The organism is Corynebacterium sp. HFH0082, assembly GCF_000411235.1.
GTDB lineage: Bacteria > Actinomycetota > Actinomycetes > Mycobacteriales > Mycobacteriaceae > Corynebacterium > Corynebacterium jeikeium_D.
In genome coordinates this window covers 2,082,695-2,103,755 of record NZ_KE150404.1, presented here as the reverse complement: position 1 = coordinate 2,103,755, position 21,061 = coordinate 2,082,695, and the positions used below count along the sequence as shown (strand labels likewise).

General features: G+C 59.1%; 17 protein-coding genes. 13 read left to right on the top strand and 4 right to left on the bottom strand.

Annotation, left to right across the window (positions count from 1 at the left end):
- Positions 1-49: 49 nt before the first annotated feature.
- Positions 50-1,750 (bottom strand): phytoene desaturase family protein, encoded by a 1,701-nt coding sequence (gene crtI, locus HMPREF1206_RS09050; protein WP_016423014.1) that lies wholly within the window; start codon positions 1,748-1,750, stop codon positions 50-52.
- Between the two features lie 18 nt (positions 1,751-1,768).
- Positions 1,769-2,881, bottom strand: a complete 1,113-nt coding sequence (locus tag HMPREF1206_RS09045) for a polyprenyl synthetase family protein (protein WP_016423013.1) — start codon at positions 2,879-2,881, stop codon at positions 1,769-1,771.
- 66 nt (positions 2,882-2,947) lie between these two features.
- On the opposite strand from HMPREF1206_RS09045, the gene metF reads away from it, so the two are divergent.
- Positions 2,948-3,934, top strand: coding sequence for a methylenetetrahydrofolate reductase [NAD(P)H] (metF, locus tag HMPREF1206_RS09040; RefSeq protein WP_016423012.1), 987 nt, complete (start codon positions 2,948-2,950; stop codon positions 3,932-3,934).
- 3 nt (positions 3,935-3,937) lie between these two features.
- On the opposite strand, the gene HMPREF1206_RS09035 is transcribed toward metF, so the two are convergent.
- Both HMPREF1206_RS09035 and HMPREF1206_RS09030 read right to left on the bottom strand, forming a co-directional pair.
- Positions 3,938-4,612, bottom strand: a complete 675-nt coding sequence (locus HMPREF1206_RS09035) for a DUF3153 domain-containing protein (RefSeq protein ID WP_016423011.1) — start codon at positions 4,610-4,612, stop codon at positions 3,938-3,940.
- Positions 4,593-5,183 (bottom strand): GNAT family N-acetyltransferase, encoded by a 591-nt coding sequence (locus tag HMPREF1206_RS09030; protein WP_016423010.1) that lies wholly within the window; start codon positions 5,181-5,183, stop codon positions 4,593-4,595. Before HMPREF1206_RS09030 ends, HMPREF1206_RS09035 begins: the two co-directional genes overlap by 20 nt.
- 206 nt (positions 5,184-5,389) lie before the next feature.
- Between HMPREF1206_RS09030 and HMPREF1206_RS09025 the strand changes: the two genes are divergently transcribed.
- From HMPREF1206_RS09025 to murG, 12 genes are all read left to right on the top strand, one after another.
- Positions 5,390-5,878 (top strand): SAV_6107 family HEPN domain-containing protein, encoded by a 489-nt coding sequence (locus HMPREF1206_RS09025; RefSeq protein WP_016423009.1) that lies wholly within the window; start codon positions 5,390-5,392, stop codon positions 5,876-5,878.
- A 232-nt stretch (positions 5,879-6,110) separates the two neighbouring features.
- Positions 6,111-6,554 (top strand): DUF3040 domain-containing protein, encoded by a 444-nt coding sequence (locus HMPREF1206_RS09020; protein ID WP_016423008.1) that lies wholly within the window; start codon positions 6,111-6,113, stop codon positions 6,552-6,554.
- A gap of 709 nt (positions 6,555-7,263) precedes the next feature.
- Positions 7,264-7,695 (top strand): division/cell wall cluster transcriptional repressor MraZ, encoded by a 432-nt coding sequence (gene mraZ, locus HMPREF1206_RS09015; protein WP_005510286.1) that lies wholly within the window; start codon positions 7,264-7,266, stop codon positions 7,693-7,695.
- Between the two features lie 260 nt (positions 7,696-7,955).
- Positions 7,956-8,996 carry a 16S rRNA (cytosine(1402)-N(4))-methyltransferase RsmH gene (gene rsmH, locus HMPREF1206_RS09010; protein ID WP_016423007.1) on the top strand — a complete coding sequence of 347 codons (1,041 nt, stop codon included), beginning with the start codon at positions 7,956-7,958 and terminating at the stop codon, positions 8,994-8,996.
- A gap of 64 nt (positions 8,997-9,060) precedes the next feature.
- Positions 9,061-9,876 carry a hypothetical protein gene (locus tag HMPREF1206_RS09005; RefSeq protein ID WP_016423006.1) on the top strand — a complete coding sequence of 272 codons (816 nt, stop codon included), beginning with the start codon at positions 9,061-9,063 and terminating at the stop codon, positions 9,874-9,876.
- 341 nt (positions 9,877-10,217) lie between these two features.
- Complete coding sequence (locus HMPREF1206_RS09000; protein ID WP_042388777.1) at positions 10,218-12,128, top strand: penicillin-binding protein 2; 1,911 nt, start codon at positions 10,218-10,220, stop codon at positions 12,126-12,128.
- A gap of 138 nt (positions 12,129-12,266) precedes the next feature.
- On the top strand, positions 12,267-13,841 hold the full coding sequence (locus HMPREF1206_RS08995; protein ID WP_016423004.1) for a UDP-N-acetylmuramoyl-L-alanyl-D-glutamate--2,6-diaminopimelate ligase: 1,575 nt from the start codon (positions 12,267-12,269) through the stop codon (positions 13,839-13,841).
- Between the two features lie 132 nt (positions 13,842-13,973).
- Positions 13,974-15,500: a UDP-N-acetylmuramoyl-tripeptide--D-alanyl-D-alanine ligase gene (gene murF, locus HMPREF1206_RS08990; protein WP_016423003.1), complete on the top strand. Its 1,527-nt coding sequence runs from the start codon at positions 13,974-13,976 to the stop codon at positions 15,498-15,500.
- Positions 15,501-16,607: a phospho-N-acetylmuramoyl-pentapeptide-transferase gene (gene mraY / locus HMPREF1206_RS08985; RefSeq protein ID WP_016423002.1), complete on the top strand. Its 1,107-nt coding sequence runs from the start codon at positions 15,501-15,503 to the stop codon at positions 16,605-16,607.
- Complete coding sequence (gene murD, locus HMPREF1206_RS08980) at positions 16,604-18,082, top strand: UDP-N-acetylmuramoyl-L-alanine--D-glutamate ligase (RefSeq protein ID WP_016423001.1); 1,479 nt, start codon at positions 16,604-16,606, stop codon at positions 18,080-18,082. The genes mraY and murD overlap by 4 nt, the downstream gene beginning before the upstream one ends.
- Positions 18,075-19,883 carry a putative lipid II flippase FtsW gene (gene ftsW / locus HMPREF1206_RS08975; RefSeq protein WP_016423000.1) on the top strand — a complete coding sequence of 603 codons (1,809 nt, stop codon included), beginning with the start codon at positions 18,075-18,077 and terminating at the stop codon, positions 19,881-19,883. Before murD ends, ftsW begins: the two co-directional genes overlap by 8 nt.
- 4 nt (positions 19,884-19,887) lie before the next feature.
- The gene (murG, locus tag HMPREF1206_RS08970) at positions 19,888-21,060 is read left to right on the top strand and encodes an undecaprenyldiphospho-muramoylpentapeptide beta-N-acetylglucosaminyltransferase (protein ID WP_016422999.1); all 1,173 of its coding nucleotides are present in this window, start codon (positions 19,888-19,890) and stop codon (positions 21,058-21,060) included.
- Position 21,061: the final 1 nt, after the last annotated feature.

Sequence of the window (21,061 nt, the reverse complement as noted above, 5' to 3'; positions counted from 1 at the left end):
TCCTAGTTGGTCAGTGACCACCGGCAGACATCCGGGAGACATTCATGAGCTAAGGCGTTTCAAACCGCTGTGCCGCAAGTCGTCCCGAAATCATGACCGTCGGCACGCCAACCCCCGGCACCGTCGTCGATCCCGCCAGCGTCAGATTCTTTGGCATCTTCGGAGAGAAGTTGCGGGGACGGAACGGCCCCGTCTGTCGGAACAGATGCGCCAGCCCAAACGGCGAGCCAACGCCCATGTCGCGTTCTTGCCACTGCTGAGGGGTATCGATCCGACCGACTCGCCACTTCGTAGAAATCCCGGTCAGTCCGCGCCGCTCCAGCTCAGCGGTTATTTTCGCAACGTAGTCCCCACTGATTCGTGACCAGATCAGATTGGCCGACTGCAAGTTTGGGCACGGCGCGAGCACACTGACGGGCTCCCACTGCACGCCGTTCGCATCTGTGACAATACGCTCCGGCGCGCTCACCGCAGGCCGGGTGACCAGCAATGATGGGTCCGACATTAGCTTTCCATGGCGCGGTGACGAGATCTCTTCAAAGGTTTCGTTCCACTTTTCGCCAAACGAAATCAGGTGATGCCGCTTCGGCCAGGTCGCAGTCTCCAAAACCGGAATCAGTCCGTGCGCCACCACCGCCGATGGGGAAAATCGAACTGGGAACAGCCGTCGCGCTCCCGGCCGCTTTACGACGCTCCGAAGGCCTCGCCGCTTCGATAAGCTACCGGCGGCAGAGGTATTCGCGTCGTGAAGCCAGCTCTGCACCACAGGTAAATCGGTCGTAGCGATGACGGCATCGGTGGGACGCTCGCCAGTTGCCGTGGTGATGGCGGAGACAAAGCCTGCCTCGTCGACTTTCAGCCCAGTGACATCAACGCCGAAGTCGATGGTTCCGCCAGCTCGACGGACGGCCTCGGCGAGCAACTCGCTGACGGCGCCTATACCCGAACCAAATGCGGGGGAGTGCGGATAGTAAACCCCCATCGAGGTATCCATGTGGGAAATGCAGCCGTAGACCGCACGGGCCTTAGCGGGAGGTACACCTGCGTAAAGCGCCTGGAAGCTGAAAACGCGAGCGAGATCATTATCTCCGAGGAAGGCACGAATCTTAGGTTCGAGGGCGCCGAAGGCACCGAGTCGGAGGAGCGCAGTGAGGTCGCGAAGCGCGCCGGGCCCGGTGAATAGGTCTGTAACGCGGTCAAAGCTGCGGGACATGAAGTTCTCGAAGCAGGCATTGAAGAGAGCTTGCAGCCACGTGCGAAGTTTGCGGTAACCGGCGACGGTGGAGTCAGAGGCACCGAAGCGCGCGAGTTCATCGGCCATCATGTCTTCGTTGGAAAACACGTCGAGTCCGCCGCGGGTGGCAAATTCCGCACGGTAGGTGGGCGTGATTGGGGAGGCCGAAAAACCCGGGTCGATATCGCGCGCGTGGAGGCCGACGGCGGCTAGGGCATCGTCGACAAGCGAGGGCATGGTCCATACAGTTGCGCCAGTGTCGAAGACTGCGGTGAGCGATTGCCCGTCGATATCGACTGTGATGGGTTCACTGGCGCAGCGTCCGCCGACGAAACTTCCCCGCTCGACAACGGTGACATCGTAGCCATCGGCGATGGCGTAGAGCGCGGCGGTAAGTCCGGACAGGCCTGCGCCGATGATGGTCAGTCGTGGTTTGGAGCCCTTATGAGGACGAGTGACCGCACGTCGCAGACGCGGGGAATTAATGGGGGCACGAGTGGGGGAAGCAGCGGGCATGACTACGCAACACCTGGTCTAATGCTGACGAGCGGTGGCGCGAACGCCCATAGCAATGAGGTTCTCGCGCGACGTTGCAGGCAGGTCGGCATTCTCGATAGTGGAGAAAGCGCGGCTGGTCAGGCGGTCAATTTCACGTTCGACGGCATCGGCAGCGCCGGAATCAGCGATGAGATTTCGTAGCTCATCAATATCTGCAGCAGACGAGACCGCTCCCAGGCGTTCATCGATAAAGCGGGCCTTTTCAGGTGCGGAATCGAGGTAGAGGCTTAAAGCCTGGCCGACCAGTACGGTCCGCTTGCCCTCGCGGAGGTCATCGCCGGCAGGCTTGCCCGTGACTTCGGGATCGCCGAAAACACCCAGCTGATCGTCGCGGAGCTGGAATGCCACACCGATATCGCGGCCGAAGCTGCGGTAGGCCTCAACCAATTCCGCTGGGGCGCCGGCAATCGCAGCACCAATGTGGAGCGGCCGCTCGATGGTGTAGGCGGCGGTCTTGAACAGATTGATTTTCTCAGCGGTCTCGACGCGACTGTCCCGGCTGGCTTCGGCCGTGATATCGAGCAGTTGGCCGCCAAGTACTTCAGTGCGCATCGCCCGCCAGGGGACAAGTGCGCGGGTTAGCGCTTCCGAGCTGAGGCCTGAAGAGTGCATCATGTCATCAGCCCAGGTCAGGGCGACATCGCCAATGAGAATCGCGGCGGAAATGCCGAAGCGGTCGGCGGCTCCATTCCAGCTATGGGCCTCGTGCTTGGCCTCGAATACCTTGTGGATGGTCGGTGCGCCACGGCGCGTATCAGCGTCATCGATGATGTCGTCATGAATGAGTGCGCAGGCTTGAATGAGTTCCAGGGCACTCACCGCGTTCATCACAGCCTGGGAATCCTCGGCTGGGGAGAAACGGCCTTCGAGGCCGCCTGCTCCCAACCACCCCTGCCAGGCGAAGGCTGGACGCACGCGCTTGCCCCCATTGAGGACGAAGGAATGGAGCGAATCTATGGCCTCGGTGTATACCGCATCGACCGACGCGACATCGTCGCCACGGTTTTTGAGGTAATTCTCCAGCGTTTTGGTAACAGTAGCTGGTACTTCGCGGGGCTGTAGCGCGGCCAAATCCAGTTCTTCGCTCATGTGAGCCTCTCGTCGATGACGGGTAATGCTGACTCAAGAATAGGACACCGCTTAGTATGAGTGACTATGTCCTCAACAATGCCACTGTCGCCAGGTCGCCAAGTGACGATCCGCCAGGCGCTTTCAATGCCGAGCGCGGGCAGTATTCCCTTCTCGGTCGAGTTCATGCCCCCGCGTGACGACGCGGCCGAGGAACGTCTTCTCCGAGCAGCTGAGGCTTTCCATGATCTTGGTGCCTCCTTTGCATCCGTGACCTACGGCGCCGGTGGTTCTAGCCGCGACCGCACCCTGCGAATCGCCCAGCGCGTTTCGAGGCAGCCGCTTACAACGCTTGTGCACCTGACATTGGTAGAGCACACTGTCGACGAGCTGCGGGAAATCCTGCGCTCTTATCTCAGCGCGGGGCTGACGAATCTGCTCGTTCTGCGTGGTGACCCACCGGGAGACCCGCTTGGCCCTTGGGTGGAGACCGAGGGCGGTCTGCACTACGCCAGCGAATTGATTGAGCTGATTAAGGCCGAGCCGGAGTTCGAGAAATTTGAAATCGGCATTGCGTCGTTCCCGGAGGGACACTACCGCTCGCCGGATTTGGACCATGACACGCAGTACACGCTGGCCAAGCTGCGCGCGGGAGCCGAATACTCGATTACGCAGATGTTCTTCGATATTGAGCACTACTTACGCCTTCGAGACCGCCTGGTGGAAGCCGACCCAGTGCACGGTGCCAAGCCCATCATTCCGGGGCTGATGCCGATTACATCGCTGCGCTCAGTGCGCAGGCAGGTTGAGCTCTCCGGGGCACAGTTGCCATCCGATTTGGAGGAACGCCTGATTAAGGCAGCAGATGGTGACGAGCAGGCCAATAAAGATGAGATTCGCAAGATTGGTATCGAGTTTTCGACCAACATGGCAGAGCGGCTCATCGCCGAAGGCGTGCCGGGGCTGCACTTTATGACTATGAACTTCGCTCGCGCCTCCCAGGAAGTTTTGCACAACCTCGGCATGGCGCCCGAATGGGGCACCGGCCAGGATATGCTGCGCGGCGGTTTTTAACTGCTAAAAGTCCTGCATGTCGCGAACTCTTCGCGCCCACAGGACACCTAGCACTGAGGCTAGGACACCGGCGGCTGTGGTCACACCGGCAAATAATAGGAATTGATTCCGCTTGGTGGATCCAGCCGGCGACGAAGCCCATACATTATGGTTCTCGCCACTGGCGAGCTGCCATTCCACCTTGTTCGGTTCGGTCTGGCGGCCATTGGAGTCAGTAACCTGCTCCGGGAACGCGACGACGAAATCAACCTTCGCGCCGGGCAGGTGAGTCAAATCCATGTGGCCGTTCATCGAAATCTTGCCGCCACCGGTACGGTCTAGGTCGATGTCTACGCGATCGTCGGAAAGCTGTCGGAGCGTATCGGTGAGTTCAATGAAGTGCAGCTCGTTGAACGAGACTTCCATCTTTCCTGTGGAGGAGTCGATTACTCCCTGCGAGACGCGGTCGGAGAGATCTTCCGGTACTTGCCACTGCTCAAATTGGGAACGGACTTCCTCCGTGGGCGTTACGTGAATTGTGCCCGAGACTCTGTCGTCGCCGGAAATGGTAATGCCAGCCTGCGCGTCAAAGCAGCCGCTGAGCGGCAAGATGGCGGCAATTCCGGCCATTGCTGTGGCAATGCGCAGAGGCGAAAGCCGTCGACGTGGTGTGGAAGGTTCACTCGGTGATGATGTCACGGGGAAGATCTACTCCTAGAACTGCGAAGGGACGAGAGTCCCCTGTGAAATAAAAGTTCCTTAAAACATCTTTGAAACCAAATTGGCGGTAGAGCTGCCATGCCCTATTGGCCTCATTTGGGTATTCCGGGGTTGACAACAGAACTCGCCTCTCTGGGCGGGAATCGACCAACTCACGGAGCAGCCGTTTACCGAGTCCCCGCCCCTGAAAGCTGGGGTGAATGTGAATCTCAGACAGTTCGGCGTAGTTGCCCAAGAGCTTGACGACGTCCGGTAGCGAGCGCCCGTCCATGAGCAGTCCATCTCTTACCTGGCGATACCACCAGTGCGTGTCCAATCCGGTACGGCAGTAGCCGATGCCAACCAACCTGCAGCGCGGGTCGCGGAGAGCCTGGGCAGGGGAGAGCTCTTTGGGGTGAGCTATGGCTGCAGCAGCCATGAAGCCGGGTTGAGTGGTTTGCTTCTGCCATTCGTGGAGACGACCGGGCAAGATCGCGGGGTTGTACTGCATCGCGGTGATGTAGAGAGCCACTGCTTCTTGCAGGCGGAGATTGAAGTCTCCTGCTGTCATCGGAACCACGCTGTATTTCACAGTGACCAGATTAGCGACTTGGACGAACTTAGTTGTGAGATTACTGCAATAACATTGAGTCGAACAGGTGTGCGAAAGTGTGCATGGCGTAGTCCGGGCTTGGGGATAGATTGCAGTCAATCCCGCTAAGGAGAAGCGGAAAATCCGTGCTCATGTGAATGCTGTGTGAAAGGAGAAGCAGGGTGGTGGCAAGGTCGAACGTGGTGGAGTTTAGGGCGATTTCGCAGTCGGGTTCGGTCGCCCCGGTCGGTGTCTCAAGGCAATCGCTGGAGCTGCTGGGGCGGGCAGAGGCTCTGCTAGCGAATGCTCGGAATGCCAGCTCTGATGAGATGTTGGAGCTTTCCTACTGTGCGGCGCTGCGTTGCGCAGGCGCGCTGTTGAATCGCGACGATGCGTCGGTGGCTGGGGGTTCTGGCTCGGGCGCTCGTTCGGGCTCGGCAGTTAAGCGTCGTCGTTCGGCAACACAGAGTGCCTGGTTGCGTTTGAAAAAAGAGCAGCCTGAATTTGATAGCTGGGTCACCAAGTTCGAGCAGTTCACCGCACTGCGTGAGGAAGTCCGGTTGGGTATTTCGCGTCGCATTGACTCGCAGCGGGCGCAGGAGCTGTGGGATTTAAGTTGTGCATTCTTGGGGGCTGTTCGGACTGAGCTGGGTATTCTGCCCGCGGCTGCATAAGCCGGTGGGGGGGGCGTGCTAAAGCGTTGCTTTCCTAAATAAATGGGGGATTGTTCGGATTCATGGAACAATAGAGGTGAGTCGCCCGTTGAAGGGGTAAGAATGAAGCTAACGGACGCCGCGTTAGCAGCAGGTGGCCTGTGATTAACTTTGCTGTATCGGCATTGTTGGTTGAGGGTCAAGGCTCGCCAGTATCGCGGTGGGCAATGCTCAAGTAGGCGATGGAGGAATTGTGGGACTATCTGAGCACGAACAGCGGATGCTCGACGAAATCGAGTCTGCACTCTACGCTGAGGATCCTAAATTTAGTTCGACGATGGCCGGAAATGCGTTCAGCTTTCCGGAGGAAAACAGCGCACCTCGTGGGTTTTCCATCCAGGTTTTTGCGCTCATGCTCCTCGGTCTGCTGATGTTGATTGGCGGCGTCGCTCTTTTCTCTGTGAGCAATTGGTTCATTGTGTTATCGGTTGCCGGCTTTGGCCTTATGTTCGGTTCCGGCGTTTGGGCTCTGACCGGCGCCGGTAAGCAGGAGAAGGCTAGTTCTGCTTCGGGGCTGAGCTTTGGAAAGTCTAAGTCCGGGGCGGCAAAGAGTCGTCGAGGGACCTCGGGTAGCCGTGGCTCCTCTGGTGATTCCACGTTGGAATCGCGTTTCCGTGGCCGCTTCGAGGGGCGTTAGGGGATAAGCCTCAAGAATTAACAAGTGAGGGCAAGCCAGCGATGGCTTGCCCTCACTTTTTTGTTTTTCTAGACGTGAATCGTCTCCACAAGATCTCACCCACTTTGCCCCACCCCGAGTCCCCACTTTCCCCCACTTAGCTATTGGGGTGAGGGAATTCTTATCTGCGGTCGTTGTTGGTATTTCTGAAAAGTTTGGCTCTGGCGACACAAAATTGCAGGTCAACGCGCTAATTCTGGCGATCAGGTTGAATCTGGATGGTTTTTAGCAGGTAAGTGGTGGGTAGTGGGGCGTAAACTGCTTTCTGTTAACAATGTGGTTGGTGTGGCGTCGTTATCGGCGTGGTTGCGGGTGGGTGCCCCACTTTTTATTCGCGCTTTAATTGTCGAGGTGATTCTTTAAAAGTCCAGGTCAATTGGGTTAAAGTGGATGTCCTGGCGGCGGGGTTGCGCTGATTCTGTGACTATTTTTCTTCTTCTTGTGTTGATAGTGGCAGATAGTGGGGTAAAGTGGGGCGTGATGTTGATTGAGGTTGGTCAACATTGCAGAAGTGAATATCCGATTTGCGCTTAAAGTTTGGCGAGATTTTGGCACTGCGGTAAAGCACAGCCCTCCGGCTCTGCTTGAAGGCAACGCCTAAATCCCTGAATTCGGTAAGCGTTTGTGCGTTGACATTGAGGTTGACACGGGGATAGGAGGCCAGTGACGCATGTTTCTGGGCACCTATACGCCGAAGCTTGATGACAAAGGGCGCCTGACGTTGCCAGCGAAGTTCCGTGAGGATCTCGCAGGTGGCCTGATGGTCACTAAAGGGCAGGATCATTCTCTGGCGGTGTATCCGAAAGAGGAGTTCGTCAAATTAGCTCAGCGGGCTACTAAGGCCTCTCGTACGAATGCCAAGGCGCGAGCTTTCATCCGAAATCTTGCGGCGAGCACCGATGAGCAGCGTCCTGATGGCTCGGGGCGAATCACGTTATCGATGGATCACCGTCGGTACGCGAATCTCTCCAAGGAGTGCGTGGTTATCGGCTCTATTGACTTTCTGGAGATCTGGGACAAAGAGTCCTGGGAGGCCTACCAGGCGGAGCATGAAGCTGATTTCTCCGAAGGTGAGGATGACTCGCTGTTCGGCGTTTTATAAACCGCTTGGAATAACCGAAAAGAGGGAATGTCCGCATGGACTCTGCCTGATAGCCCCTGGTGTACTTCCCCGATACCAGGTTCTGTCAGGCGGGGCCCTGTGAACATCCCCGCTTTTTGTTTTAAGCACCGATAGCAGCATTCCCAGTAGTGCTCATGAGGTGCGGTCTGGTTGCTGGCGCGGCACTCGTCGTTAAGCAAACCGGGAATACACTCGATAGATTCTCTGACCAGTGCGAACATACCCGGTGAGGAGGGGAAATGAACGGATCGGCACCTGCGGATGATCGCAAGTCCGGCGAGTTTGGTCATGTCCCCGTTTTGCTTCATCGAGTAACTGATTTGTTGCGCCCGGGCATCGAGGCACTGGGTGACGACGCAGTAGTTGTCGACGGCACTCTTGGTGCCGGTGGACACACGGAATACCTGTTGGAGCAGTTCCCGAAGCTCTGCGTTGTTGGACTCGATCGCGATGACAATGCATTGCGAGGGGCAGAAGAACGTCTCGCGCGCTTCGGTGATCGCTTTGTAGGGTTCCGTGTGCGTTTCGATTCGCTCGCCGAGGTGCTCAGTGGTGAAATTTCTGCAGCCGCGGGTGGAAGTGGCGCGGAGGACATTCTCGCCCGCGCCGCTGAGAAGGGCATTGCAGGTGCGCTTTTCGATCTCGGTGTTTCCTCGATGCAGCTTGACCAAGTCAATCGTGGATTCGCCTACCGAGTCGACGCCCCGCTGGACATGCGCATGGATGCAAGCCAGGGGATTACCGCAGCGGATGTGCTCAATACCTATTCGCACGGTGATATCGCGCGCATCCTATCGACTTACGGCGACGAGCGCTTCGCCGGCAAGATCGCCTCGGCAGTCCTGCGTGAGCGGGAGAAGGAACCGTTTACGACCTCCGGTCGTCTGGTCGAGCTGCTCTACGAAACCATTCCGGCGGCATCTCGCCGCAAGGGCGGACACCCGGCCAAGCGTACGTTTCAGGCTCTTCGTATCGAGGTAAATCGTGAGCTTGAAGCTCTGGAAAATGTACTGCCACAGGTCTGCAATGCACTCGCAGTCGATGGGCGTGCAGTGTTCATGAGCTACCAGAGTCTGGAAGACCGCATCGTCAAGAAGGACTTTGCGGAGCGCGTGAAGTCGACAACCCCACCGGGGCTCCCGATGGAGCTTCCGGGGCATGAACCGCACTTTGCTCTCATCACGAGAGGTGCGGAGAAGGCGTCGGCAAGCGAGATCGAAGACAACCCCCGAGCCGCACCGGTGAGAGTTCGCTGTATCGAGCGGATTCGAGCCGATTGACCCAAACCTTTCAACCGCACCAAACGCACCCTTAACGATCTAAGTACTGGGAGAACTTTCGAGCATGGCAACGACAATCACGGAGCACGCCCCCACCCGGCGCACCTCCCGCGGCGCATCTGCAACCGTCGCCGGTGCCAAGACGAAGACTCGTCAGCGCGGTCGCAGCGCCCGCACGAAACAGGATCTTTATCAGCGCCGGCGGTTTGGGCGCACAGGTTCTCAGCAGGTCATCTCGGTGCGTGGGCGTCGCGTTACGACGTCCTCGAGGGATAACCACAAGTTTGCCGGTGCGGCCGTGATGATCATTCTCGTCGTTGCCGGAATCGTGGCGGCGATGTGGCTGTCGGGTATTTCGACCTCGACATCCTTGCAGCTGGATGCTGCGCAGACCAAGGAAAAGGAGCTGCGTAACCAGCTGGAGGTGCTCGAGCGGGATGTTGCTTACATGAAGTCAACCGGTGCTATCGCGCAGCGTGCTGTGGAAGAGGGCATGGTCAATCCGGAGCAGCCTGCCGTTTTGACGACCGATCCGGAAGGCAAGGTCGTGGAAGTGCGACCGGGCGATGAGAAGCAGCAGAAGATTGTCGACCTCAATAACGAGTCGCCGAATATTCCGCATGCGCCGTCGTCGAACCCGAAGGACACCGAGAATGTTCCGGGGATGCAGGCACCGGCCATTGAGGAAGCGCACCCACGTCCGAACGGGTTGCCGGCAACCGCTCCGTATGCGCCGCAGAACCATGAGCCCGCACCAGCACCTGCGCCGGCTCCGGCACCCGCGCCTGAGGCTGAAGCGCCAGCGCCAGCCCCAGAAGCGCCAGCCGCGGCGCCGGAAGCACCGGAAGCTCCGGCACCCGAGCCAGCTCCAGCACCGTAGGAACTTAGAAAACAAACTGGGCCAAACTGGCCAACTGTCCGATATTCTGGCGGTTCCACTGTTTCTGGTCAGTCGACTGTAGACTAATTAATTCAGTACTCGCGATGGCAGGGAATACCGCCTAACGTTATCGCGCGCGGGAGAATCGACTTAGTAGAAAGCACTAGCGCATGATTCGATCTGAAGACGACTACCCCAACCGTGGAGGGGGGTATGACTTCGGCGAACGTGCTTACCGAATTACATCCCGTGAGCGCAGAGGCCAAAGTCGCGTTCGGGATGGTCAGCGCAGCCGGGGGCTCGATGCTAAAACCAACCGAAGCGTGCCCCCGCGCGAAAAAATGCGCATTAGTAATAAGGACTTCATCCGACGTCGCAACTGGCTGCAGTTTATAGGCGCTATCGCAGTTGTAGTGCTGGTCTCCCGTTTGGCTTGGGTGCAGCTCGTCGCAGGTCCTGACCTGTCGGCGGCGGCGCAGAATCAGCGCACGGTGGAAGTTGTTGATGCAGCTCGGCGCGGTGCGATTCTCGATCGTAACGGAGCTCAGCTTGCCTTCACTATGGAGGCACGCAGTATTACCGTTCACCCGAACACTTTGCGCAAGTGGATTGGGGACGCCCATAAGCAGCGCCCGGATGATGTCGCTACCTACGATGAACGCCTCGAGCAGATCGCCAAGGATTTGCCGAAGCTACTCGACGTGGCCGACATCGACGCGGAGAAGTCGGGAAGCAGTCGCCGTCGTCAAGCGGAACCCGAAACCGAGGAGAACTCGGTGATGAGCGCGCCGTCCCGGGTGAGCTCGAAGGACATTCTGGAGAAGCTGCGCAATGAGGACAGCACCTATGAGGTGCTCGTGCGTAATGTCGACCCGGACAAGGCCGCTGCCATCGTGGAAAAGTATCCGGAACTGGTGGCGGAGCGTCAGGATATTCGCCAGTACCCGAATGGGGCGACGGCGGCTAACGTCATCGGCAAGATTGGCATGGAGGGCGTCGGCCAGTTCGGCTTTGAAGCCTCTCGTGATGCCACTTTGCAGGGTATTAACGGTGGCAAGACCATTGATATCGCCTCTAACGGTGTGGCAATCCCGGGATCCACGCGCGATGTCCACGCAGCTGTGGACGGTACGACTTACGAGCTGACCCTGGACCTCGACATGCAGTACTTTGTCCAGCAGCAGGTCAACCAGGCGAAGGCCAACTCGGGAGCGAAGGATGCGTCGGCAGTCGTGCTCGACGCGAAGACCGGCGAAGTGCTTGCAATGGCGCAGGCGGACACGGCTAACCCGAATAAGGATATGGGGGCCGAGCTCGAAGAGGGGCGCACTATCGGAAACTCCGCTGTATCGAACCCATTTGAGCCGGGCTCTGTAGCAAAGATCATTACCGCCGCGGCCGCTATCGAAGATGGCAAGACCACACCGGATGAGGTTCTGCAGGTCCCGGGCACGATTGATATGGCGGGTGTCACCGTGCGCGATGCATGGGAGCACGGCACGGAAGCTTTCACGACGACCGGTGTATTCGGCAAGTCCTCCAATGTCGGCACCCTAATGCTGGCAGAGCGTTTGGGTCAGGACCGCTTCGCTGAGATGCTGCATCTCTTCGGGCTGGGGCAGTCCACGGGTATCGAGTTGCCCAGTGAATCGTCCGGCTTTGTGCCACAGCGTCCGCAGTGGTCCGGCGGTACATTTGCGAACCTGCCCATTGGTCAGGGTATGGCCATGACACTGCTGCAGATGACAGGAGTTTTCCAGGCAATCGCCAACGATGGCGAGCGCATCCCGCCGCGTATGATTCGTTCGACAATTTCCCCGGACGGCACGAAGACGGCAACAGAGCGCCCGGAAACAGTGCGTGTGGTTAGCCCGGAGACCGCCCAAACTGTGCGCGCTATGTTTGAAGGCGTTATGCAGTCTGATCCCACGGGGCAGCAGTCGGGTACCGCGGCCGGCAATAGTATTGAGGGATACTCGCTCACAGGCAAGACAGGTACGGCGCAGAAGTTTGACCCCGACACCGGCGCGTACTCGAATTCCAAGTACCACATCACGTTTGCAGGCATCGCGCCTGCCGACGATCCCCGTTTTGTCATTGGCATTATGCTTGACGAACCCCAGCGTGGTGTCCATGGTGACGGCGGTCAGTCAGCAGCCCCACTGTTTAAGGACATCGCCGCTTGGGCGCTTAACCGCTACAACGTACCGCCGTCGCCACCCCGCGAGGGCAAGTTGTTGCTGCAGCCGTAACGAGGTCACCACCACAATGAAGTTACCGCGACAGCACTAATACACAGACTTTTATTACTTTGGTTTCTGCAAAGTGAATCTCTTGAATTTTTCCAACCTGTTGTACACCAACGACTGACTTGAAAGAGGGAACAGCCAATGACCGCCACCCTTGCGAAATTGTGTAACCTCGCGCATGGCCGACTTGACGGCATTACCGAATCCGCGGCGGCAGGAGCGGATATCGCCGCAATCGAACTCAACGCTGCCGAAGTGCCTGAAGGCGGAATGTTTGCTGCCGTCCCAGGTACTCGCACGCATGGTGCGCGCTACGCGCAGCAGTCGGCTGCTACAGCGATCCTGACTGATGAGGAAGGTCTGAAAATCCTGCGGGAAGCAGGGGAGACTCGACCAGTCCTGGTTGTCGACGATGTCCGGGCCGTCATGGGGCACGTTGCTGCAGAAATCTACGATCACCCCTCGGATTCACTGACCATCATTGGGGTTACCGGCACCTCTGGCAAGACCACCACGACCTACATGCTGGAGGGCGCGCTCCTGGCAGCTGGATGCTCGACAGGCATCATTGGTACTACCGGCACGCGCATCAATGGCCGTGCCGTTCCGTCGAGCCTGACTACCCCAGAGGCTCCAGCCCTCCAGCGCCTGTTCCACCAGATGCTCTCCGAGGGTGTGACGCACGTTGTCATGGAGGTTTCTTCCCACGCACTGTCGTTGGGACGTGTAGACGGAGTCAGTTTCGACGTCGGCTGTTTCCTCAACCTCTCGCAGGATCACCTGGACTTCCACAAGACCTTGGAAGAGTATTTCCAAGCCAAGGCCAAGCTCTTTGATCCTGAAGGTCCGACACATGCACCGAAGGCTGTCGTGTGCATCGACGACGACTGGGGTGTCCGCATGGCAGATATCGCTGCCGGCGACCCGGATGTCCAAGTCACCACTGTCCATACTCAGCATCGCGTAACCGACAAGACGCCAGCTGCCGAGGTCTTTGCAGAATGGCACGCCGCTGCAGCCACTGTCGCCACTAACGGTGTCCAGCATGTGGAGCTAACGCGAAACAACACTGACACAGTTGAGGTGGAAGTTCCTCTGCCGGGTGCTTTCAACGTTGCCAATGCCGCAGTCGCATGGGCTGTGCTCGATGCGATTGGGCATGCCAATGACGCGGCCAAGAGCGGTCTGGCACAGGTGCGTGTGCCAGGCCGCATGGAGCGCATCGATCGCGGACAGGACTTCCTGGCTGTGGTGGACTATGCCCACAAGCCAGCCGCAGTAGCTGAAGTGTTGGCCACCTTGCGTGCACAGACCGAAGGTCGCGTGCTGGTTGTCGTCGGCGCCGGTGGCGACCGCGATAGTGCCAAGCGTCCAATTATGGGAGCTGAGGCTGCATGCGGTGCCGATGTCGTCATCATCACCGATGACAATCCACGCTCCGAGGTGCCCTCTGAAATCCGTGCGGCCGTGGTCGCCGGTGCGAAGGAAGCGGTTGCCAGCAGCAAGGCCAGTTCTGACACGGTTGTTGAGGAAATCGGCGATCGCGGCCAGGCAATTCGCCGTGTCGTCGAACTTGCCCACAGCGGCGACAGCATCGTGGTGGCAGGCAAGGGACACGAAACCGGCCAGGATATCGGTGGCGTGATTCACCCGTTCGATGACCGTGAGCAGCTGGCCGAAGCACTCACACAGCGACTGGAGGGATCCGCTGATTGAGATTGCTGAAATCGCTGAGGAAGCGCACCACCTGACATGCCTACCGCGAACCATTCGCGGTAAGCGAATAGAATCAAGAAATCATCCTTTACTAGGCGCCTGGAACTCTAACCAACAAGGACTATAGACATCATGATTGCCCTGACCGCCGCGGAAATCGCTCACATCGTGGGAGGTGAACTCGCCCACGTCAATGATGACGCCACAGTGACTCAGCCCGCAGAATTCGATTCCCGAAAGATTCGCGAAGGCTCGCTCTTCCTCGCCCTACCGGGCGCGCGTGTCGACGGCCACGACTTCATCGATCAGGCTGTGGCAGCTGGAGCGACGATGGCACTGGCGGCACGAGATGTTGGGCAACCTGCGGTCGTCGTCAAGCCCCTTGGTAAGCAGGACTCCAATGCCGACGCATTTGCACACGATCCGGATGGTTCCGGGGCGGCGGTGCTGGAAGCGCTTGGTAAGTTGGCGCGTTACGTCGTCGACGAGCTGAAGAAGGATCAGCTGCATGTCGTCGGTGTGACGGGTTCGGCGGGAAAGACGTCGACGAAGGACATGATGGCGACGCTGCTGCGTACCGACGGTCCGACGGTGGCGCCGAAGGGGTCGTTTAACAACGAAATTGGACATCCGTACACGGTGCTGCAGTGCACTTCGGAGACGAAGTACCTGGTTGCGGAGATGAGCGCACGCGGAATTGGGCATGTGGCCCACCTGGCGCGCATTGCGCCACCGACTATTGGTGCGGTGCTCAATGTTGGCACGGCGCACCTTGGTGAGTTTGGCTCGCGCGAGGCAATCGCGCAGGCTAAGGGCGAGCTCGTGGAAGCGCTGCCGGCTGCGGAGCAGGGCGGTGTGGCCGTACTTAATGCCGACGATGACTACGTCACTGGCATGGCTCCGCGTACCCAGGCGAAGGTGGTGTTCTTCGCTGCAGATGAGAACTCCGAACGCCACGCAACCGCGGATTACCGCGCCACGAATGTGCAGCTCGACGATCTTGCTCGTGCATCTTTTGACCTGCATGTACCGGACGGGCGTACATTCCCGATCCAACTGCAGGTCTATGGTGCGCACCAAGTGGCCAATGCCCTGGCGGCGATTGCGGTGGCAGTGGAATCCGGTATTGATGCTGAGCAGGTCGCAAAGGCGATGGCCGCGCATGTGGCAGCGTCAGAGCGGCGCATGGATGTCCAGCAGCTCACTGGCAACATCGTCGTTATTAACGATTCCTACAATGCCAACCCTGATTCGATGCGTGCGGGGATTGATGCTCTGGCACGTACAGCAGCTGGCCCAACGCACCAGGACGCCTCATCGTGGGCCGTGCTGGGACAGATGGGTGAGCTTGGTGATTCCGCTGAAGATGAGCACTCGTCGCTTGGCGAGTACCTTGTGGGCCGCGGCATCGATCGACTAATTGCAGTCGGAGAGAGTTCTAATGTGCATGCCCTGGCCGACAAAGCGGAAGAGTTGGGGTTAAATACTTCTAGGGTGCCGGATACATCCACTGCCGCGGATTTGGTGGCGGCCGAGGTGCGTCCGGACGATGTGGTGTTAGTCAAGGCCTCCTATGCGGACGGTATGTGGCGGGTCGCGGACTCGCTGGCTGCCAAGGTTGGGACTACGCCCGAAGGTGAAAGCGGAGAGGAAAAGTAAGTGATTCAACTTATTCTCAGTGGTGCGATTGCATTTCTGGTGAGTGTCTTTTTAACACCAGTGCTTATTCGCAAATTCTCTGCTGAAGGTCTTGGCCAGGAGATCCGTGAAGAAGGGCCGAAGAGCCACCTGCGCAAGCGGGGAACTCCGACTATGGGCGGCATCGCCATCATCGCCGCAATCGTCGCTGGTTATTTCCTCTCACACCTCGTTACGTATATCCAGACTGGCGTGGGGCCGTCCGCCTCCGGTCTGTTGGTGATGTTCCTGGTTCTGGCGATGGGCGCATTGGGTTTTGCCGATGACTTCATCAAACTCTACAAAGGACGCAACCTGGGGCTGAACAAGACAGCGAAGCTGGTTGGGCAGCTGGCGGCAGCGCTGATTTTCGGCGTGCTGCTGCTGCAGTTCCCGGATGCGTCTGGCTTGACTCCCGGTTCGACGAGCTTGTCGCTGATTCGAGATATTCCGTTCCTGAATCTGGCACCGGGGCCTGTGTGGTTCGGCATGATTGTCTTCCTGGTATTTGTCTTCATCGTCATTGCCGCATGGACGAATGCCGTCAATCTCACTGATGGCCTTGACGGCCTGGCCGCTGGCGCCACCGCGCTGCTACTGGCCACCTACACGCTGATTTCCTTCTGGCAGTTCCGTAACTCTTGCGAGGCTTCGCTGGGCAGCGGTTGCTACAACGTCCGCGATCCGCTGGATATCGCCGTTATTTCCGTCGCGGGTCTGGGCGCCTGTTTGGGCTTCCTGTGGTGGAATGCAGCGCCGGCAAAGATCTTCATGGGAGATACCGGTTCGCTGGCTCTTGGCGGTTTGGTAGCGGGTCTGTCATTTGTCACCAAGACTGAGCTGCTGATGGTTATCATTGGCTTCATCTTCGTGATGGAAGTTGCTTCCGTGGCAATCCAGATCGCGGTTTTCCAGACGACTGGCAAGCGCGTATTCCGCATGGCTCCTCTCCATCACCACTTCGAAAACGGAGGTTGGGCGGAGACAACTGTTGTCGTTCGCTTCTGGCTACTCGCAGGCATTTTCAACATGATTGGCGCAGCCATCTTCTACAGTGACTGGCTCTCTCAGGTAGGCGTATTTCAATGATTAACTCACCAGACCCGACCAACCTCACCGATATCCGAAATCTCGACTTAGTCGCTACGGTGCGCTCTGGTCGAGTTCTGGTGGCAGGAGCCGGAGTTTCCGGTCGCGGTGCCATTGCGATGCTCAAGGACATCGGCTGTCCGGAAGTTGTCGTCGTGGACGATTCCGCTCTCGGCGCACTGGTTGCCGCTGACTTTTCGGTTCGGCATGTCACGACCGCAGACGCTCGCGACGAGCTTGCCGACGCGGTTGCGATTGTGACCTCGCCGGGGTGGCGTCCGACCAGTCCGCTGTTCGGCGCCGCCGCTGAGGCCGGTGTCCCGGTATTCGGCGATGTGGCGCTGGCTTTCGCCGGCGACTGTGCCCAGCTGTGGGGGCCGAAACGTACCTGGCTGGTAGTCACCGGCACTAACGGCAAGACCACAACCACCTCCATGCTGGCCGCCATGCTCGGGGAGCAGGGCGCAGCTGTGGGCAACATTGGTGTGGCTCTGTACGACGCACTGACTGCTGAGCCTCGTATCGAGGTCTTGGCCGCAGAGCTGTCCAGCTTCCAGCTGCACTGGGCTCCAAACATTCGCCCAGATGCGGGAGTACTGCTGAACCTGGCGGAAGACCACATCGACTGGCACGGTTCTTACGAAAACTACGGTCTGGACAAGACCCGTGCGCTGCGCGGTACTGTCGCAATCTACGGTGCGGATGACGCAGATGTCGTCGAGCACGTGGAAAAGATGCTGAAAAACGACGAGCTCGGCAACTCCGTCGTGGGCTTTACCGATGGTCCCCCGGAGGCACACCAGGTCGGAGTTCGCGACGGCATGATTGTCGACCGCGCTTTTGGCGGCGGCGATGCCGCAGCTGACGACTCTGGTCCGGGCATTGTCATCGCACCGGTAGCGGGAATTTCTCCTCCCGGCCGGGCAGGTGTTCTCGACGCGGTGGCCGCCACTGCGATGGCGCGCAGTATCGGTACCTCACCGGAGCAAATTGCAGCGGCATTGGAGACTTTCGAAGTTCGCGCACACCGCGGTCAGATTGTCCATAAGGCAAATGATGTCGTGTGGATTGATGACTCCAAGGCCACCAACCCCCACGCTGCCGACGCTGCACTGTCCGGTCATGAGCGTGTCGTTTGGATCGTCGGTGGTCAGCTCAAGGGCGCGGAAATCTCTCCGCTAGTGGCGAAGCATGCTCATCGCCTGCAGGCCGCCGTGGTTCTGGGCGTCGATAGGCAACTAGTCAGCGATGCGCTCTCCCGCATCGCACCTGCTGTGCCGGTCGTTGTCATTGATGACACCGATAAGGTCGATGCCATGGCAAAGGTCTGTATGGCAGCTAGTGAATATGCCAACCCTGGGGATGTGGTGCTGTTGGCACCAGCTGCCGCCAGCTTGGACATGTACTCCGGTATGGCTGAACGTGGCGACTTGTTCGCGCAATGGGCGCAGAAGGTGACGTCAACTGATGGATAACTCCCGCAAGGCTCGTAATTTAAGCGCTAGCGCCGCGACGGCACAAAAGGGGACGAAGGCTACCAGTTCACAGCGGCCTTCGTCGTCAAGCTCTAGTGCTCGAGAACGGCCGGCGTGGGTGGAGCGTTTCAACGACTGGAAGTCGCGTCCGCTGTTCGACTACCACCTACTGATGATCATCGTCGCGCTGCTGACGTCGATAGGCCTGGTGATGGTGCTGTCGGCATCCATGGCCAGCGCGGGTAACGACTCGGGCAGCGTGTGGTCGGTGTTCATCCGTCAGCTGGTCATGGTGGTGGCGGGTCTTATCTCCATGTGGATCGTGCTGCGAATGCGGGTGGAATTGATTCGCTCGCTATCGACAGCAGCGCTGATTTTGTCCTTTGTGCTGCTGGTTTTGGTGATTATCCCTGGTATCGGCATCGGCCTGGAGGAAACCGGTGCGCGTTCGTGGCTGAGTATTGGTGGTATCACCATGCAGCCGTCAGAAATCGCGAAGATCGCGCTGGCACTGTGGGGTTCGAAGCTGCTGGCTGAAAAGGTCCGCACTGCTGTGTCCTATACCGATTTGTTCGGGCTGTTCGGTGCGGTCAGCTTCGTGGTATTGGCACTGGTGATGCTGCAGCGTGACCTCGGCATGGTTGCTTCCATGGCGTTCGTCGTGGTGGCGTTGGCGTGGTTCGCTGGCCTGCCGCGCGTATTCATCACCGGGCTGCTTGCCGCTGCGGCTTTCGCCCTGGTGATTTTTACCGTCACCGCGGGTTTCCGTTCGGCGCGAATCAGGGTCTACTTGGACTCGCTGGTTGGTAACTTCAACGACGTGCAGGGCGATGCCTACCAGTCCTACCAAGGCTTTCTTTCGCTTGCCGACGGCTCTCTCACCGGTGTCGGTCTCGGTCAGTCGAGCGCGAAGTGGGGATACCTACCGGAGGCGAAGAATGACTTCATTTTCGCCATTATCGGTGAGGAGACTGGTTTCCTCGGCGCGCTGATGGTTATTTTGCTCTACGCAGCGCTCGGCTGGGTGGGACTTCGTATCGCCGGTCGTCAGAACGATCCGTTTCTCCGTCTGCTCGCGGGCACGATTACTGCTGCAACCGTGGTGCAGGCTTTCATCAACATCGGCTACGTCGTTGGTGCGTTGCCAGTGACTGGTCTGCAGCTGCCGCTGATTTCCGCCGGTGGTACATCGGCGATGGTGACGTTGTTCTCGATGGGTCTGCTGGCCACATGTGCCCGCCACGAATCGGAGGCAGTCTCTGCAATGCAGACTTCGGGACGTCCGGGGCTGGACAGGTTCCTGGGTATTCCGGAACCAATCCCGTATGACGAATCGCGTCGCCACGCGCCGAAGGTGCGTGCCCATCGCGATCCGCAACGCTTCGGTCCTCCCGTGGTGACCAGTGGAGCGCGTACTCCACGCGGCGAGGGGGCGCAGGTGCGGGAAACCTACAGTGGCCGAGCTGACCGACCCAATCGGCCCGGCCGTAGTGGAGGCAGCCGCAGTGGTCGAGGTGCCGCCCCGCAGCGTGGCTCCCGAACCTCCGGCAGCTCCGGAAACTCGGGCAGCGTTCGTGGCCGCGAAGTGGATTATTCCCCTCGCAGTGACAACGGACGGACGCGGGGTTTTACAGCGAGGTCGCCGCGGACTGGACGGTCACAGGGCTCCTGGTCGTCGTCAAGCTCAGGCCGGGGCAGTAGGATTCGGGGCGAAGGTCGTGGCGGACAGTCGCGTTCGCGCCAGCGCCCGGGCCGAAACAATAGGAACGGCGGTTCAGCACCGCGGAGGAGGAATCGATAACACCATGGCAGACAAGAATCTGGGCGCAGCCGCTGGGGCGAAAGGCGCTTCGGAGTCTGAGCAGTTTCTCAAGGAAGATGGCTCTGCTCCGACCATTGTGGTGGCCGGCGGTGGTACGGCTGGCCATATCGAACCTGCACTGGCAGTAGCGGATGCGATTTTGAAACTGCAGCCGGATGCCCGCGTCATTGCACTCGGTACGAATCGGGGGTTGGAGTCAACCCTCGTACCGGCGCGAGGCTATGACCTAGAGCTGATTCCGCCAGTGCCGGTGCCGCGCAAGCCGACTGCGGATTTGTTCAAGCTGCCTCTCAACGTCGCTCGTGCGGTGCGTGAGACCCGCAAGGTTTTCAAGCGCATTGACGCTGATGCGGTCATCGGCTTTGGTGGCTACGTATCGGCACCGGCCTACATGGCGTGCCGTGCGGGGAAGAAGATTCCGTTCCTGGTTCACGAGGCCAACGCCCGTGCGGGCCTGGCCAATAAGCTCGGTGTCGCACTCGGGGGCGTCGGTTTGGCTGCCGTGACTGGCTCTGGCCTGAAGGCCGAGGTTGTTGGCAATCCCGTGCGTGCCAGTCTCGCGGCGTTGGACCGCGACGCCAAGCGTGCCGAAGCCCGCGAGTTCTTCGGTTTACCGCAGGAGGGTCCGGTGCTCTTTGTCACCGGTGGTTCGCAGGGGGCACGTTCCATCAACGAAGCTGTTACCGGTGCAGCCGCAGAGCTCGCCAACGCCGGTGTATCTGTACTGCATGCCTACGGCAAGAAGAATCACGTCGAGGTCGAGGCTATCCGCGAGGACGCCCCCTATGTCGCTGTGCCGTACATCGACCGGATGGATCTGGCGTACTCCGCCGCCGACCTGATTTTGTGCCGTTCCGGTGCGATGACGGTGGCTGAAGTCTCAGCTGTCGGCTTGCCTGCGGTGTACGTTCCGCTGCCACACGGAAATGGGGAACAGGCGCTCAACGCCACCGATGTCATCGATGCTGGTGGCGGTATTCTCATCGCCGACGAGTCGCTGACTGCGGCATCAGTTTCGGATATCGTGATTCCGCTGGTCACGTCCCCAGAAAAGCTTGCCGACGGGCGCCGCGCCCTGGCCAACATTGGACATGGTAACGCTGCGGAGAACATCGCCCGTCGGGTGCTGTCTGCGGCTGTGAACTCTAAGAAGTAAA

Bases quoted from the DNA above. Each gene is read 5' to 3' on its own strand.
- crtI (WP_016423014.1), bottom strand. From the start codon at position 1,750: ATGCCCGCTGCTTCCCCCACTCGTGCCCCCATTAATTCCCCGCGTCTG.
- HMPREF1206_RS09030 (WP_016423010.1), bottom strand. From the start codon at position 5,183: ATGACAGCAGGAGACTTCAATCTCCGCCTGCAAGAAGCAGTGGCTCTC.
- rsmH (WP_016423007.1), top strand. From the start codon at position 7,956: ATGAACGGATCGGCACCTGCGGATGATCGCAAGTCCGGCGAGTTTGGT.
- HMPREF1206_RS09045 (WP_016423013.1), bottom strand. From the start codon at position 2,881: ATGAGCGAAGAACTGGATTTGGCCGCGCTACAGCCCCGCGAAGTACCA.
- murF (WP_016423003.1), top strand. From the start codon at position 13,974: ATGATTGCCCTGACCGCCGCGGAAATCGCTCACATCGTGGGAGGTGAA.
- ftsW (WP_016423000.1), top strand. From the start codon at position 18,075: ATGGATAACTCCCGCAAGGCTCGTAATTTAAGCGCTAGCGCCGCGACG.
- murD (WP_016423001.1), top strand. From the start codon at position 16,604: ATGATTAACTCACCAGACCCGACCAACCTCACCGATATCCGAAATCTC.
- mraZ (WP_005510286.1), top strand. From the start codon at position 7,264: ATGTTTCTGGGCACCTATACGCCGAAGCTTGATGACAAAGGGCGCCTG.
- metF (WP_016423012.1), top strand. From the start codon at position 2,948: ATGTCCTCAACAATGCCACTGTCGCCAGGTCGCCAAGTGACGATCCGC.
- HMPREF1206_RS09005 (WP_016423006.1), top strand. From the start codon at position 9,061: ATGGCAACGACAATCACGGAGCACGCCCCCACCCGGCGCACCTCCCGC.
- HMPREF1206_RS08995 (WP_016423004.1), top strand. From the start codon at position 12,267: ATGACCGCCACCCTTGCGAAATTGTGTAACCTCGCGCATGGCCGACTT.
- murG (WP_016422999.1), top strand. From the start codon at position 19,888: ATGGCAGACAAGAATCTGGGCGCAGCCGCTGGGGCGAAAGGCGCTTCG.
- HMPREF1206_RS09000 (WP_042388777.1), top strand. From the start codon at position 10,218: ATGCGCATTAGTAATAAGGACTTCATCCGACGTCGCAACTGGCTGCAG.